The 16403-nt window shown below is 28.3% G+C and carries 10 protein-coding genes; 8 read left to right on the plus strand and 2 right to left on the minus strand.

Annotated features, from left to right (window positions below; translation table 11 throughout):
- Window positions 1–97: 97 nt before the first annotated feature.
- The 3 genes from nifJ to CLPUN_RS21340 all read left to right on the plus strand — a co-directional run bounded on the left by nifJ (window position 98) and on the right by CLPUN_RS21340 (window position 6454).
- Window positions 98–3613 carry a pyruvate:ferredoxin (flavodoxin) oxidoreductase gene (nifJ, locus tag CLPUN_RS21330; protein ID WP_077849245.1) on the plus strand — a complete coding sequence of 1172 codons (3516 nt, stop codon included), beginning with the start codon at window positions 98–100 and terminating at the stop codon, window positions 3611–3613.
- 457 nt (window positions 3614–4070) lie between these two features.
- On the plus strand, window positions 4071–4424 hold the full coding sequence (locus tag CLPUN_RS21335) for a hypothetical protein (protein WP_077849246.1): 354 nt from the start codon (window positions 4071–4073) through the stop codon (window positions 4422–4424).
- A 644-nt stretch (window positions 4425–5068) separates the two neighbouring features.
- A complete protein-coding gene (locus CLPUN_RS21340) occupies window positions 5069–6454 on the plus strand; it encodes an Ig-like domain-containing protein (protein WP_077849247.1) in 1386 nt (461 codons plus the stop codon).
- 331 nt (window positions 6455–6785) lie between these two features.
- Here the strand turns inward: CLPUN_RS21340 and nrdJ are convergent, their stop codons facing one another.
- Together nrdJ and CLPUN_RS28905 are read right to left on the minus strand one after the other, a co-directional pair.
- On the minus strand, window positions 6786–8516 hold the full coding sequence (gene nrdJ, locus CLPUN_RS21350) for a ribonucleoside-triphosphate reductase, adenosylcobalamin-dependent (RefSeq protein WP_242954218.1): 1731 nt from the start codon (window positions 8514–8516) through the stop codon (window positions 6786–6788).
- A gap of 6 nt (window positions 8517–8522) precedes the next feature.
- Window positions 8523–8879 (minus strand): hypothetical protein, encoded by a 357-nt coding sequence (locus CLPUN_RS28905; RefSeq protein ID WP_242954219.1) that lies wholly within the window; start codon window positions 8877–8879, stop codon window positions 8523–8525.
- A gap of 420 nt (window positions 8880–9299) precedes the next feature.
- On the opposite strand from CLPUN_RS28905, the gene CLPUN_RS21355 reads away from it, so the two are divergent.
- The 5 genes from CLPUN_RS21355 to recQ all read left to right on the plus strand — a co-directional run bounded on the left by CLPUN_RS21355 (window position 9300) and on the right by recQ (window position 16094).
- Entirely contained in the window at window positions 9300–9686 is a 387-nt protein-coding gene (locus CLPUN_RS21355) for a hypothetical protein (protein WP_077849248.1), read from the plus strand.
- A gap of 135 nt (window positions 9687–9821) precedes the next feature.
- Window positions 9822–10061 carry a hypothetical protein gene (locus CLPUN_RS21360; protein ID WP_077849249.1) on the plus strand — a complete coding sequence of 80 codons (240 nt, stop codon included), beginning with the start codon at window positions 9822–9824 and terminating at the stop codon, window positions 10059–10061.
- A gap of 434 nt (window positions 10062–10495) precedes the next feature.
- On the plus strand, window positions 10496–11932 hold the full coding sequence (locus CLPUN_RS21365) for a DEAD/DEAH box helicase (protein ID WP_077849250.1): 1437 nt from the start codon (window positions 10496–10498) through the stop codon (window positions 11930–11932).
- Window positions 11933–12127: 195 nt separating this feature from the next.
- Window positions 12128–12997 carry a methionyl aminopeptidase gene (locus tag CLPUN_RS21370; RefSeq protein WP_077849251.1) on the plus strand — a complete coding sequence of 290 codons (870 nt, stop codon included), beginning with the start codon at window positions 12128–12130 and terminating at the stop codon, window positions 12995–12997.
- Window positions 12998–13640: 643 nt separating this feature from the next.
- Window positions 13641–16094 (plus strand): DNA helicase RecQ, encoded by a 2454-nt coding sequence (recQ, locus tag CLPUN_RS21375; protein WP_077849252.1) that lies wholly within the window; start codon window positions 13641–13643, stop codon window positions 16092–16094.
- The last annotated feature ends 309 nt before the right edge of the window (window positions 16095–16403 follow it).

A 16403-nucleotide genomic window follows, 5' to 3' on the forward strand; every position in this document is an offset into this window, starting at 1 on the left:
GAGATATATGAATAACTAAGATATTCTTAGCAAATAATAAAAAGGTAAAAAATATTTAAGGACATTTTAGTATAAAAGAGAAAACGAGGTAAATGCGATGAGAAAAATGAAAACTATGGATGGTAACACAGCTGCTGCATATATATCTTATGCATTCACAGAAGTAGCGGTAATTTTCCCAATAACTCCATCATCTCCAATGGCAGAGCATGTTGATGAATGGGTGGCACAAGGCAAAAAAAATATTTTCGGTCAGCCAGTAAAAGTTGTTGAAATGCAATCAGAAGCTGGTGCAGCAGGCGCGCTTCATGGATCACTTCAAGCTGGTGCAATTACGAGTACATATACAGCATCACAAGGATTATTACTAATGATTCCTAATATGTATAAGATAGCAGGAGAATTGCTTCCATGTGTTATACATGTAGCAGCTAGAGCACTTGCAACATCTTCATTAAATATATTTGGAGATCATCAAGACGTTATGGCAGGAAGGCAAACTGGATTTGCAATGCTTGCTGAAACTTCTGTTCAAGAAGTTATGGATTTAAGTGGTGTTGCACATTTAGCCACTTTAAAATCAAGAATGCCATTTATGAGCTTTTTTGATGGATTTAGAACTTCACATGAAATACAAAAAGTAGAAGTAATAGAACAAGAAGAACTTGCAAAATTAGTAGATTACAAAGCTATTGATGATTTTAGAAAAAGAGCATTAAATCCAAATCATCCTGTCACAAGAGGAATGGCTCAAAATCCAGATATTTATTTTCAAACAAGGGAAGCTGTTAATACATATTATGATGAGGTTCCAGATATAGTAGAGGAATATATGGGTGAAATAACAAAACTTACAGGTAGGGTTTATCATTGTTTTGATTATTATGGAGCACCTGATGCAGATAGAATTATAATTTCAATGGGAGCTGTAAATGATGTAGTAGAAGAAACTGTTGATTATTTAAATTCCAACAAACAAAAAGTAGGTCTTGTAAAAGTTAGGCTTTATAGACCATTTTCTATGGAAAAATTATTAAAAGCTATTCCTAAAACAGTTCAAAAAATTGCAGTTTTAGATAGAACAAAGGAACCAGGTTCAATTGGAGAGCCTTTATACTTAGATGTATTAAGGTGCTTCTTTGGAAAGGAAAATGTTCCTAAGATTGTTGGAGGAAGATTTGGACTTGGTTCAAAAGATCCGACACCAGTTCATATAGCTGCAGTTTTTGATAATTTAATATTAGAAGAACCAAAGAATAATTTTACAATAGGAATAATTGATGATGTTACAAAGACTTCTCTAAATCCACTTAATGATATTGATGCAACTCCAGAAGGAATCACATCTTGTAAGTTCTGGGGTCTTGGCTCAGATGGTACTGTTGGAGCCAATAAAAGTGCTATTAAGATTATTGGAGATCATACGGATATGTATGCACAAGGATATTTCGATTATGATTCAAAAAAATCTGGAGGTATAACGGTTTCACATTTAAGATTTGGAACTAAACTAATAAAATCACGTTATTTAATTGATAGAGCTGACTTTATTGCATGTCATAATCAATCATATGTTTATAAGTATCATGTACTACGAGGATTAAAGAAAAATTCTAAGTTTTTATTAAATACAATTTGGACAGCAAAAGAATTAGATGAAAAACTACCAGCATCTATGAAGAGATATATTTCAAAAAATGATATAGAATTTTATACAATAAATGCTGTTAAAATTGCACAAGAAATTGGTCTTGGTGGAAGGATAAATATGATAATGCAATCTGCATTCTTTAAGATTGCTAATATAATTCCTATAGAAGATGCTGTAAAATATTTGAAGGAAGCAGTTGTTTCATCCTATGGCAAAAAGGGCGAAAAGATTATAAATATGAATTATCAAGCTATAGATGCAGGCGTAGAAGGTATAGTTAAAATTAAATTTCCACTTGATTGGAGTACTGCTATAGATGAGAAACTTGAGCATAATGAAGATTATCCACAGTTTGTTAAGGAAATTGTAAAGCCTATGAATAGACTAGAAGGAGATTCATTGCCAGTGTCTACATTTATAAATGCAGGAATGCATGATGGTACATTTATGCATGGAACTACATCTTATGAAAAGAGAGGGATAGCTGTAAATGTTCCAGAGTGGATACCAGAAAATTGTATTCAATGTAATCAATGTTCATTTGTATGCCCTCATGCAACCATCAGAGCATTTTTATTAAATGACGAAGAAAAAACTAAAGCACCTAAAAGTGTTAAATTACTTGAACCTAAAGGAATTAAAAGTGATCAAAAATTATATTTCTCAATTGGAGTTACTCCACTTGATTGTACTGGATGTGGAAATTGTGCTCAAATTTGTCCAGCTCCAGGTAAAGCATTAGTCATGAAACCACAAGATAGTCAGCATGAACAAATTGAAGCTTGGAATTATACAGTAGAAAAAGTAATTACAAAAAATCCATTAAATAAAAATACTCTTAAAGGAAGTCAATTTGAAAGACCATTACTTGAATACAATGGTGCTTGTGCAGGCTGTGGAGAAACTCCATATGCAAGACTTATAACTCAGTTATTTGGAGATAGGATGATGATTGCAAATGCTACAGGGTGTTCTTCAATTTGGGCAGCTAGTACACCTGCAAGTGCATATACAATAAATCAGCAAGGTCATGGTCCAGCATGGGCTAATTCATTATTTGAAGATAATGCGGAATTTGGATATGGAATGTATTTAGGTGTAAAGACCATAAGAGAAAGAATAGCTAATAATGTTTCACTTGCACTTGAAAGTAATATATCGGAAGATATTAAAATAGTATTAAGAGATTGGTTAGATAATAAGGATATTTCAGATGGAACTAGAGATAGAGCAAAAAGATTAATAGAAGTTCTTGAAAGTGATAGCAGTGAATGGGCTAAAGAGATTTTAAAAGATAAAGAATTCTTTGTTAAGCGATCACAATGGATATTTGGTGGTGATGGATGGGCTTATGATATAGGATATGGAGGTCTTGATCATGTGATTGCAAGTAATGAAAATGTAAATATATTGGTATTTGATACAGAAATTTATTCAAATACTGGGGGGCAAGCTTCAAAATCAACACCAACAGGTGCAATAGCTAAATTTGCTTCATCTGGTAAGAGAACTAAGAAAAAGGATTTAGGAAGAATTGCTATGACTTATGGCTATGTTTATATTGCTCAAATTGCAATGGGAGCAGATAAAAATCAAACTCTTAAGGCTATAGCAGAAGCCGAAAATTATGACGGACCATCACTTATAATAGCATATTCTACATGTATTAGTCATGGTATTAAAGTAGGAATGTCAAATTCTCAAGATGAAGAGAAAAAAGCAGTAGAGTCTGGATATTGGCACCTTTATAGATATAATCCAGACTTAAAAGGAGAAAAAAATCCATTTATATTAGATTCTAAAGAGCCAAAAGGTAATTTCAAAGATTTCTTAATGGGAGAAGTGCGGTATGCAGCATTAGCAAAAGCATTCCCAGAGGAAGCTAATGAATTATTTGAAAAGACAGAAAAAGAAGCAATGGAAAGATTAGATGTTTATAAAAAATTAGCTAGCCAAGAATAATATACACACATTAAAAAAGTGCGAAGCACAATCAAGAACTATATTGTGAGTTTAGAGAATTGTGGTAGTTAAACTAATTAAGTTTAACTACCACAATTCATTATAATACATATTATGCAAAAAATATAAATAAAGCACGTAATATTACCAAAATTTTATTTAAAAATTGCAGAATATGTATTAAAATGAGGTTAAAGAAACAATTAAACTTGTAACATATATATGTTCTAAAAAATTTTGTTCATTAAGATTTAATTTCTATATTAGAGTGATTGGATAAGACAACCAACTAAATTATGAACTTTCTTAATTAGAACTTATATATATAAATTCGTTAAAACAATGAATCTATATAGTATTTAAAATTATTTACGTACGAAAGAGAGGTGAAATAGGAAGATATATTTAAAGTTTTGTCTATTATAATAAAACTATAAGTATATATCCTATTAATTGTATGGATAAATTAGGTATATGTGGCTGGTTGTCTAGAGAAGGAAATTTTTATGAATGTGGTGAATCCAAACACAATCTTTTAGCAGCTAAATTAGAAGAAGATTTAGATTTAAAAATGTATAGTGAAGAAAGAGCTATTTACCTTCATGATACCGCATTATTAGAAGCTTTAGGATTTGTTAAATTTACTCAATCTAAGTATGGTTCAATAGAAGAATCTATTCATAATCAGTATTTATTATTTTTTGGGACAAGGTTTTCTTATCCGCAACGAAAATGGATGGAACTAAATATATCAAAAATGTTACCAGAACAAAAAATAGAATGCAGAAAAAGGTTAATGCTAGGCTATTAATTAAAAACTAATAAATATAAAATATTTTGTTTATTTGTGGAGTTTTAGTTGAAGTTGACATATATATGTTTTATCCTCCTTTTAAATCATGTTTCATGGATTGCAAATATTATTTGGACTTTAGAATTTTCTCTTGATGAAATGGGAATTCCATATACAAGCATTATACTAAAATCATATATTTTTTGAAGTGTTTTGTTGTTAAGCAAAATTTAAATAATACATTTTAGTTTAATATGAATTAAGTAAAAAGAAATTAATGAGTATTAGAAAACTACGTTTTTATGTAGTTTTTTTTGATTACAACAAAATGATTAGCAAGTTCAGTATCGTATCTCTTTAACAAAATCTCTGAGGGTCTTTGTTAAGAAAGAATGGTTAAAACTTACTACTTATAATTTGAACTTAATCAAGCATTTTGCACGAATAGTATAGATTAATGCGTAAAATGCTAACTTTTGCTATTGCAATTTATTGTAAAAAATAGTAATATAATCATGTGAAAAGCTTTAAAAAATATAATTTAAACATTATTTATTGTAAAAAGTTTGAATGCTGAAATTATACTTTACATAAGAATAATAAGGATTTTTTACAATTCAATAACTGTTCTAAATAAAAAAATATAAAAGGGGAGTGGTTTTATGAGAAACAAAATTATAGCTGCAGTTCTTGGAATTAGTATATTAATGACTTGCAGCCCTGCCTTTGCAAAAGACATCAGCACTATTAAACATATAAACAATATTAATTATGAAGACAAGTCTAGTGAAGCATCTTTTGACAATTTTAACGCAGATGTTTTAAAGGGATATTCAAAATTAAGAAATCCAAAGGTTAAATTAAATGAAGATTCTTTAAAAAATAAAAAAGAAAGGGTTACATCTGAATCAAATTTTCTTTTAGCAGATACCCAAACAACTGGGCCAGCGGTCACTCTTAATGACTCACCAGGCAATGCTTATGTTATAGGTCTTGATAGTGTTTATGGAGATACTATAACAAGTGAAGGTGCAGAAAGATGGTATGCTTTCCAAAATTCATTTATTCAAAAACTTACAGTAATTATGCAAGCACCAAATAGTAGTAATATTGACTATAATCTTTCTTTATATAAGTATAATGGGGAAACTCAAAATTTAGATTTAGTTACAGACTCAATATATTATGGTACCGCATATGAAAATTTAAGTGCAATTGGAGAAAAAGGTATCTACTTTATAAGAGTAAATTCAGCACAAGGTTTTGACGATCAAAATCAATATATATTTGAAGTAATATCATCAAGCCAATATGGTAAGAATGAACCTGACGATAATATATATCAGGCAAAACCATATATTAGTTCGTTATCTATAGTGGATACTATAGATAATGATTTTGATGAAGATTGGAGTAGCCTTCAATTAAATTCAGATACTAACGGTGTTTTATCATTCCAAAATTCATCAACTAAAGGAACTTATGAGGTTCGAGTATATGATGATAGTCTTTCTTTAATAGCAACTTTGAAAAACACTAATTCATTAACTAAAAAATTTCCTAAAGGAACTTACTATATAAGGGTGATATCTTTAGCAGGATCTGATTCAACTGCCACTTATAATCTTAATTTTGTTAATAAAGATTCAGTAATAACTAAAGCCACAATAACTAATATTTCTTCTGATGCAGATGGCGGTTATATGGATTATGGATATGGGGAAATGTGGAGGGTACATTATGATATGACTATCCAAGGAACTGCTTATAATCAATATGGTAATCCAGTAGCTAATCAACCAATAACTGCAGGAGCTCAAGTGGTTATAAATAATAAGCTCTGTACTGGAACTGGTACTACTGATGCAAATGGAAACTTTTCTATTAATATACACTTAGGACCAGCTTCAGGAAACTACTCATACTATGCATCAAGAAGTACACATTATTATGATATAATACCATTTGCTATGGCAACTAGTAATGGAAATATTTCTACAAATGTAAGTTCATTATATCACTTTGCCTATAGTATATATCATGGTTAACAATAATTTGTACAACCTTTAATTAAAATTATTATAGAAAAGACAGTTTCATAAGTGATTATAAAAGAACTCTCAGATTTAATGAGAGTTCTTTTTAATGAAAAATGTATCTCTGTTTTTGTTGAGTAATAATAATAATGATTTTGTAGAGACTTCAATGGTTTATAACGAGACTATAGAAACCATTGAATCAGATGATTTCTATATTATGAAAAAAACACTTACTCGTTTAAGTAAGTATTTAACTACAAAAGAACTTCTGACCTTCTTAAGGGTTACAGTCACTTATTCAATTAATGGATTGATATTATTTTTAATTTTTATAATCTTATTATCTTACAGGGCAAACTCCATTTGCACACTCTTTATCAATAATTTCATGTTCTTCGTCATCATCAAGTTCTGCAAGTAGTTCATAATCTATTGGTTTAATATTTTTTAAACGTTCTTCATAATCTTCTTTTGTTGTAGATTCATATGGAAGCAACGGATAAGTTTCATCCATTAATGGTAAGAAAGTTATACCGACTACATGTTCAAAATTCTCATATAACCAATCAGCAACGTCATCCCATTCTTCCTCTTGTACATGTACAGTGATTGACGTATTATGATCTGTCCAGTTAAGCATTGACAGTTTATAAAGTTCAAGCTGCTCTATTGCAGAAACATCATATTTTGTTTTTCCCTTAGGTGCCTTAATAGGGAATTCTATAACTTTTGTAGTGCAATTTTCATCTGTTTGGCCATTTTCATTATATATAGGATAACATTTAAGTTTTTCTATCATCTTATATAATGGGTCAGAGGTAGAAATTCTAATTCTTCTAATGTAATAATTAGAATGAGAATAATGTATTCCAGAACTTACACCTGGAAGAGTTGAAAGTGATCCTTCTGGCTTAATAGTAGTCATAAGGTCAGGTACTGAAATTTCAAGCTCCTTGCAATATTTTTCACCTTCATTTCTAACCACAGATCTTAAATGACTCAATAATTTAGCTAAATCTTTATAACTCATATTTGTTTTATTCACCATGTCCATCATACCAGTTAAAGATATTCCAATTATTCGATCTTCTTTCATAATCTTATCCCAGTCTGGAAGTTCAACCGTTACTAGTGTCATTCTAATTGCTACTCTTGTAGATAATTTTAATATTTTTTCTAATTGTTTAATATCTATTTTATTATGCTCATCTACAAAGGCAACTAAATTATTTGTAGATAAATTACAGCATTCATGAGATTTTAATAAAATTTCTCCACAAGGGTTACATCCCTTAAAAGTATCCTTTCTTTTTGCTGCTTCAGTTCCATTAATAAATCCAGGTTCGCCATTTATTTTTATGGAATTTAATATTTCTTTTATTTTGTATAAAGAAGGTTTTTTATTGTACAATACAGAATTGTTACTCATTTTTCTATGGGAGATGTCTAAATTTTCTATCCAATTTCCATCAACTATCTTATATAAATCACTTTTTGCATTTATAACATCTGTATCTTCTTCGTCGCAAAGAATCATCATTGCACTACGTCTTACTCCTCCAGATACAACATTTTCACTTATTATAGTTGCTAGATCAAGAACATCTATGGATTTTAATTTTCCATCTGAAAGGTTATTACAAACTTTATTAATCTTTTCAAACATTCTCTTTAAAGATTTGTGTCCAGATGCACGGCCTCCAAATCTTTTTAGCCTTTCACCTTCAGGTCTAACGTAACTATAATCAATTATCACCTTTTTAATATCAATATATTCTGGTTCTGTAATTAATTTAAAGTAATATTCTAATGCCGCACACCAACCTTCTTTGCTATCTCCAACTTTAATTGTTACTATAGATGAATCTTTTTTATCTATAGTAAGTTTTGTATCTTCCATATATTCTTTTGGCATATATTTATGAACATCTTCATTATATTCTCCATTTAAAGATATGTTTCTTATTTTAGCCATATCTGATATTAATTGTTTATCAATTCTAATTCCTACACCAGAACCAACCATAAGAAGGTAAAATACGTCCACAAAATCATGAAATCTTTCAATCATTGTAAATTAGCAGTTATAATTTGAAAGAGGATAATTTTTTACTATATCTGTACCACCCATATAAAGGGTTCTGCCAGAAGTAAAAGTCCTTAAGTTAAATAAATTATCAAATAAAAGTTCAGCTTCTTTAATTTCATCATTCATATTTATAAATAATCCATGTTTCTTTTTGAAATTTATACCAAGCTCAATATTATATTCAGTAGTCCTAAGAACAGTTTCGAACCAATTTTCTCTTCTTTTTTTATTATCTAAATATCTTGAATAAGTTCTTAAATAAACAAATTCACCAATATTACTTAAAGGCGTATTTTCAATTTCTCTATAATTGTTTAAAAATTCTTCTGATAATATTCTATTCATATGATATTCCTCCTAATTTTCTTTATAAGTAATTTAAGAACAATTAAAAACTTCTCTTGTTATTATCTTAAATTATAGTATTCCTTTGTTAAATGATAATTATTATTTTATACTATTTTGTGGAAAAGTACAATATATTGTGTTAATAAAGAATAAAAATACTATATGTAGATTTAACTGATTGCTAAATCTTAAATTCTAAGGTCTTACGCATTAACTTCTAAGGAAATTTATTCAAAAAAATATTAAGCATAGACTGTAAGAACAAGGTTGTTTAAATAAAAGAATTATTATATTATTTCTTTAAAGTAAGTCGTTACTATGAAATAATAGAAGAATTTCCAGGTAGCATGATAAATAATTTAGAGAATAAGATTATTTATTTTATTAATTTATTTATAAAATATTCTTAAAGATCCAATGGGAATTGTAACAGTACAAGATGGACCATCTCTCGCAAATGGAGAAATAATTGCTCCAGTAGTTGAAGAAGATCCAACAGATTTAGAAACATATCATAATAATTTTCAAAATCCAGAGGCTTTCTTAAAAGCAGGTGGATATAGAGGAAAGCAATATCAAGTAATTAGCGATGGTACTTACTTTATAAATCGTTTGTTTGCAAGTATAGATATTATTCGAAAGACAATAATTCCAGTAGGATTTGCTGGCGTTGTAAACTCTTTTGTTGGTAAAAAAGGTGTAGATGTATCTGGGAGTACTTATACTCATGGAGAATTAGTTGAAGAAGGCTGTAAAGGTATATGGGCAAATCCATTAAAACCAGGTAAGTATTCTTACAAATAAGAAATTAATATTAAAATTCAAGAAAATGTTGGTAAAGCGGAACTTCAAAAAGCTAGACAAGATGCTGAAAAACAAAAAACTCTTGCAGATGCTGAAGCCTATAAGGTTAAGAAAATTGCAGAAGCTCAAGCAGAAATGAAGGCAATACTTGGTATTGCACAAGCTATTGCAACTAAAGAACAAGTTAATGCTTATGGTGGTCCACAATATCAAGTAATTCAAGATGTAATGACTAAATTTACAGATTCAATTAGAGAAGGAAAGATTAACATAGTTCCTAATAATGTAGTTACTATGGGTGGAACTGAAAATAGTGGAAATGTAAATGCTGTAGAAAGTCTTCTTGCAGTTTTATATAGAGAATTCAATATTTAAAATGATGAAGTTTTAAGAAATAAGTATGTTAAATAGAAAAGTTTTAAAATACTTTGGTAATCTTTTAATAATAGAATAAATAATAGATCTTAATATCTCATTAAAAAATGAAATTGTGATATTTTTTAATGAGATATTAATTGTTTGAGTATTAAACAATTAACTAAAAATTAACTTTAAATTTAAATATATACCTTAATATGTATATATAAACAATTTATTTTAATAATATTTGTTTTTATTGTATAAAAGTAAAATATAATGTTTGAAAAACATGGATGAATGGTATAATAATAAAAGGCCAAAATTTCATATTAGCATAAAAGAGCTTAGCTTATATAGTTAACTAAAAAATAGAGAAGAATGTTAGGTTAATAATGTATGTTGAAATATAGGATGAAATTAGTAGATTTAAGCAAGGAGAAATTTAATTAATGAAAAGTGGATTTAGTAAATTTAAAATAGGAGAGGAAATTTTAAAGTCTATAGAGGGACTTGGATATAATAAGCCATCAGAAGTTCAAGAAAAAGTAATACCAGAAATTCTTAATAATAAAGATGTTATAGTAAAATCACAAACTGGAAGTGGAAAAACTGCAGCATTTGGAATTCCTTTATGTGAAAGAATAGATTGGGAAGAAAATAGTCCTCAAGTTTTGGTTTTAACGCCGACAAGAGAGCTTGCTGTTCAAGTAAGTGAGGATATTTCTAATATAGGAAGGTTTAAAAGAATAAAAGCTGTTGCAGTTTTTGGTAAAGAATCAATAATGGATCAAATAAGAAAATTAAAGCAAAAGACTCACATAGTGGTTGGAACTCCAGGAAGAATTTTAGATCATATAGATAGGGGAAGCCTTAATTTAGCACGAATAAAATATTTTGTTATAGACGAAGCAGATGAAATGCTTAATATGGGATTTATAGATCAAGTTGAAAGTGTAATTAAAAGCCTTACAAATAAAAAAGTTACTATGTTATTTTCAGCAACAATGCCAGATGAAATAAGAGAATTATCCGAAAAATATATGAATAAGCCAGTAGATATTACTATTGAAAAACAAAAACTTATTGCAGATAATATAGAACACTATGTATGTTATATGGATTATGAAAAAAAATTAGAAAGCCTAAATAGTATATTAATACATGAAAAACCTGAAACAGCAGTTATATTTGCTAGGACTCAAGAAAATGTAGATAAAGTTTTTGAGTTTCTAAAGTCAAAAAAATATTCAACTAATAAAATTCATGGTGGAATGCTTCAAAAGGAAAGACTTACTACAATGGAAAGTTATAGACGTGGAGACTTTAGGCTGCTTGTTGCAACAGATGTAGCTTCAAGAGGAATTGATATTGAAGGTATTACTCATGTGATAAACTTTGATCTTCCAGCAGAAAAGGAAGCTTATGTGCATAGAATAGGTAGAACAGGAAGAGCAGGCGCAAAAGGAAAAGCTATAAGTTTTTGTGTGAAAGAAAAAGATAGTCTTTTAAATGACATTGAAGAACTAATAGGTTTCAAAATTCCAATTTACTATATTACAGGGAAAGAACAAATAGAAGAAGAAAGTATAGAAATACTTAAAAGCAAACCTAAGAGAAAAAAAGAAAAAGCTAAAGTTATAAATACAAATATAACTAAAATTTATTTAAATGGAGGAAAGAAAAAGAAAATTCGTCCAGGGGATATTGTTGGAGCTATTTCGCAAATTGAAGGTATAAGTGCAGATGATATTGGAATAATTGATGTTCAAGATTCTGTATCTTATGTAGATATATTTAATGGAAAAGGGAATAAAGTAATAGAAGCCTTAAAAAACATGACTATAAAAGGCAAGAAGATTGCTGTAGAAAAGGCAAGAAGTAAATAAAATTATTATATTGATAGAAAAAAGTGAGTTTATAATCATTCATAGAAAATTTATATAATATTAATTTATAGAAAATAATATTATGGTTGCAGTCCATTTAAAGTAAAATAGGTGTATAATATTTGATGAAAGTAAAATATTCTAGTATTCTTAAATTTAGATTTAATATAATTTTAAAGAGGTGTTATTGTAATAATGAGTTTAGATAGAAATACGAAATGTTGGTGTGGCAGTGGATTAAAATATAAAAAATGTCACTTAGAATTTGATGAAAAAATAGAAAGTTATAGACGTAAGGGTTGTATAGTTCCAGAAAGAGAGCTTATAAAAAGTCCTGAAGATATAGAAGGAATTAGAAAAAGCGCTGAAATTAATAATGGTGTTTTAGATTTAGTTGCAAGTAAGATTAAAGCAGGCATGAGTACTGCAGAAATAGATAAATTAGTATATGAATATACTACAGAGCGTGGTGGAATTCCAGCACCATTAAATTATGAGGGCTTTCCAAAGAGTGTATGTACGTCAATAAACAATCAAGTTTGCCATGGAATTCCAGATGAAAGTGTTATTTTAGAAGAGGGAGACATTATAAATGTAGATGTTTCTACAATTTTAAATGGCTATTATTCAGACGCATCGAGAATGTTTATGATAGGACGGGTTAGTGAAGAATCAGAAAAATTAGTAAGAGTAGCTAGAGAATGTATGGTGAAGGGAATAGAAGCCATAAAACCATGGGGATTTTTAGGTGATATAGGTGCAGCTTGCCAGGAACATGCACACAAAAATGGATATACAATAGTTAGAGCCTTAGGTGGACATGGAGTTGGTAATGAATTTCATGAAGATCCATTTGTGCCACATATAGGAGAAAAAGGAACAGGCATGTTGCTTGTGCCAGGAATGGTCCTCACTGTAGAACCAATGGTAAATCAAGGAGTTTTCGATGTATTTGTTGATGAAGAAAACGAATGGACTATCTATACTGAAGATGATAAATTATCAGCTCAATGGGAGCATACAGTGTTAATTACTGAAACCGGAGTTGAGATTTTAGCTAAATAACTGTGTACCACTTCAGGGGATAATATAAAACTATAAGCGAATTATAAAGTTAATTAAATAATAAATGTAAATATTAAACGGTGTAACTAAAAGTATAGAGATATATATTTTTAGCTATACCTTTTTTGTGCGAGAAAAACATAAAAATTGTGAAATTTAAAATCCAGTTATATCAATGGTTTCAACAGTAGGGAATTGTGAAAATCTTAGTGAAAATGGGTGTGGCATAGTCACTTTTATTCTGTGTAAAAGATATTTACAGTGTACTAATTATATATGGTGAAATTTTAATTTATATATGTTCTAAAAAATTTTGTTCATTAAGATTTAATTTCTATATTAGAGTGATTGGATAAGACAACCAACTAAATTATGAACTTTCTTAATTAGAACTTATATATAACAAAATTAAGTTACAACTATAACTTACATCAAATAAAGAAGAACATAAGTGCGTATACCATTCATAATGTTGGAAACAATTATAGTATAGGCTTAAGTACTCAAAATTAAATTTTATGCTATAATGGTTCATGTCATAAATTTTAATTAAAATTTACAACTTAAGCTTATATATAAAACAAGATAAGTTTAACTATTAATGTAACTATATTAAATCAATTAATTTAAGGAGCAATAATTAATGAAAAACAAAGCATTAGATGTTTTAGAAAAATATTATGGATATAAGACTTTTAGAAGAGGTCAAGAAGATATAATAAATAAAATAGTAAATGGAGAAGATGTTCTTGCCATAATGCCAACAGGAGGAGGGAAATCTATTTGTTATCAGATTCCAGCATTAATGCTAGATGGGATAACAGTAGTAATATCTCCACTTATATCACTTATGAAGGATCAAGTTGATACTTTAAAAGATATGGGGATTAAAGGTGCATTAATTAATAGTACATTAAGTGCTACTGAAGAAGCCAAAGTAATAAATAATCTTCAAAACGGTGAAATTAAAATACTTTATATTGCCCCTGAAAGATTAGAATCTTTTGAATTTTTAAATATGATTTCAAAATGCAATGTTTCACAAATAGCAGTAGATGAAGCACATTGTATTTCTCAATGGGGACACGATTTTAGAGTGAGTTATAGAAAAATATCAGATTTTATTAATTTACTTAAAGAGAGACCTATAATTACAGCTTTTACCGCAACAGCATCAAAAGAAGTAAGAGATGATATAGTAAAACTATTAAAATTAAATAATCCTGAAGTCTTTGTAACAGGCTTTAACAGGGAAAACTTACTTATAAATGTAATTAAAAGTGGAAGCAAGAAAGATTATTTAAATAGTTATATTGAAAATAATAAAGAAGTTTCAGGAATTATATATGCTGCAACTAGAAAAGAAGTTGATAATTTATATGAGGATTTGGATGATAAAGGATATAATGTAACTCGTTATCATGCTGGATTATCTGAAAACATGAGAAAAGAAAATCAAGATAATTTTATATATGACAGGGCAAGTATTATGGTTGCAACTAATGCTTTTGGGATGGGAATAGATAAACCTAATATAAGGTATGTAGTACATTATAATATGCCAAGAAATATAGAAAGTTATTATCAAGAAATTGGTAGAGCAGGAAGAGATGGCGAAAATAGTGAATGTATACTTTTATTTGCCCCACAAGATGTTCAAGTTCAAAAATATTTAATTGAAAATTCAATAGAAAATGGAGAACGAAAAAATAGTCAATATAAAAAACTTCAGCAGATGATTGATTTTGTTCATAGCAATGATTGTTATAGAAAATATATTTTGGAGTATTTTGGAGAAGAATATAATATTGAGTGTGATAATTGTAGCAACTGTTTAAGTGAAGGAGAATTGGTAGATAAAACTATAGAAGCACAAAAAGTACTTTCTTGTATATATAGAATGAAAAGTAAATTTGGAAGTGGAATGCTTGTAGATGTACTTAGAGGATCTAAAAACAAAAAAGTTATGCAATTTAAATTTAATGAACTTTCAACTTATGGACTAATGAAAGAATATTCAGCAGAAGAGCTTAAAAACTTTATAAATACCTTAATTTCTCAAGGGTATATCAGTGTAGTTGAAGGTACTTATCCAGTTTTAACTTTAAATGATAAATCTAGAAGTGTATTAACTTCACAGGAAAAAGTGGAGTTAAAAGAATTTAAGGTAGAAAAGAAAGCTCATGAAGATAATGAATTGTTTGAAATCCTTAGAACTATAAGACAGGAGTTAGCAAAACAAAATAATGTTCCACCATATATTATATTTGGTGATGTTGCATTAAAAGAAATGGCTATGAAATATCCAATAAATAAAACAGCAATGCTTAAGATATCTGGAGTTGGAGAAGTTAAATATAATAAATATGGAAAAGCTTTTGAAGAAGCAATAAAAATATTTACACAAGAACATAATATAGAAGTACCTAATTATGAAGAAGAAAATTTGAAAGAAATTAAAAATCATGATAATAAAAATGAGAATTTAAAATTAGAAGTAAGCACAGATTCAGAATTATATAATAGACTCCGTATGGCAAGAGATGAATTTGCTAAAAAAGAAGGGGCTATGCCACAAGCAATTATATCTCAGAATAGCTTAAAAGAAATAAGTGGAAGATACCCTAATACTGTAGAAAAATTAAAAGATATAAGTGGTATGGGCCCTAAAAAAATCAGTTCTTATGGAGATATAATAGTTAAAATAGTACATGAATATTTATTGGAAACTAATAAAGAAGTAAGATGGATAGAAAGAAAAAGAAAAAAAGTTGTAATTGATGGAGAAAATAGAGAAAATAATGAAATTGCAATAGATATGCTTAAAGAAAATATTAGTATTCATGAAGTATCTGAGAAAATAGAATTATCAATTTCAACTATTTTAGGTTATGTAACAGATTATATTAAGGAATTTGGAGAGAATGTATTTAATATAGATTTAGAAGAATTTTATAATGAAGAAGATAAAAAATTAATTGTAAATGCTTGTGAAAAAAATGGTTACTCTCAGATAAGTTTATTAAAAAAAGAACTTCCTTCTCATATTAAATATGAAAGTATAAGATCAGTAATTCTGAAGAAATATTTTATTTAAAAGTTTTAGTTGATATTATATAATAAATATGTTATTCTAAATAAGCAGTTGGTACGTAAAGTGCTAGCGTGGAGCTTAGAGTGTCCTTCGCCGGTCTCTAAGCTCCTTTTTTCTGTAAAAATAATTGCTTATTTTTGGAATATAATTTTTAAATTATATAATCAACTAAATAACACTAAATACTCCCTATCTTATAAATGTAAGAGAGTATTTATAAATTTTATAATTAATATAAATTTAATTAATTATAATCCGTTTGCGTTGAAAATATATTAGGAATTTATATAATAAACTATAAAAGTTATATTC

It is taken from the genome of Clostridium puniceum (genome assembly GCF_002006345.1).
Taxonomy (GTDB): Bacteria; Bacillota; Clostridia; order Clostridiales; family Clostridiaceae; genus Clostridium; species Clostridium puniceum.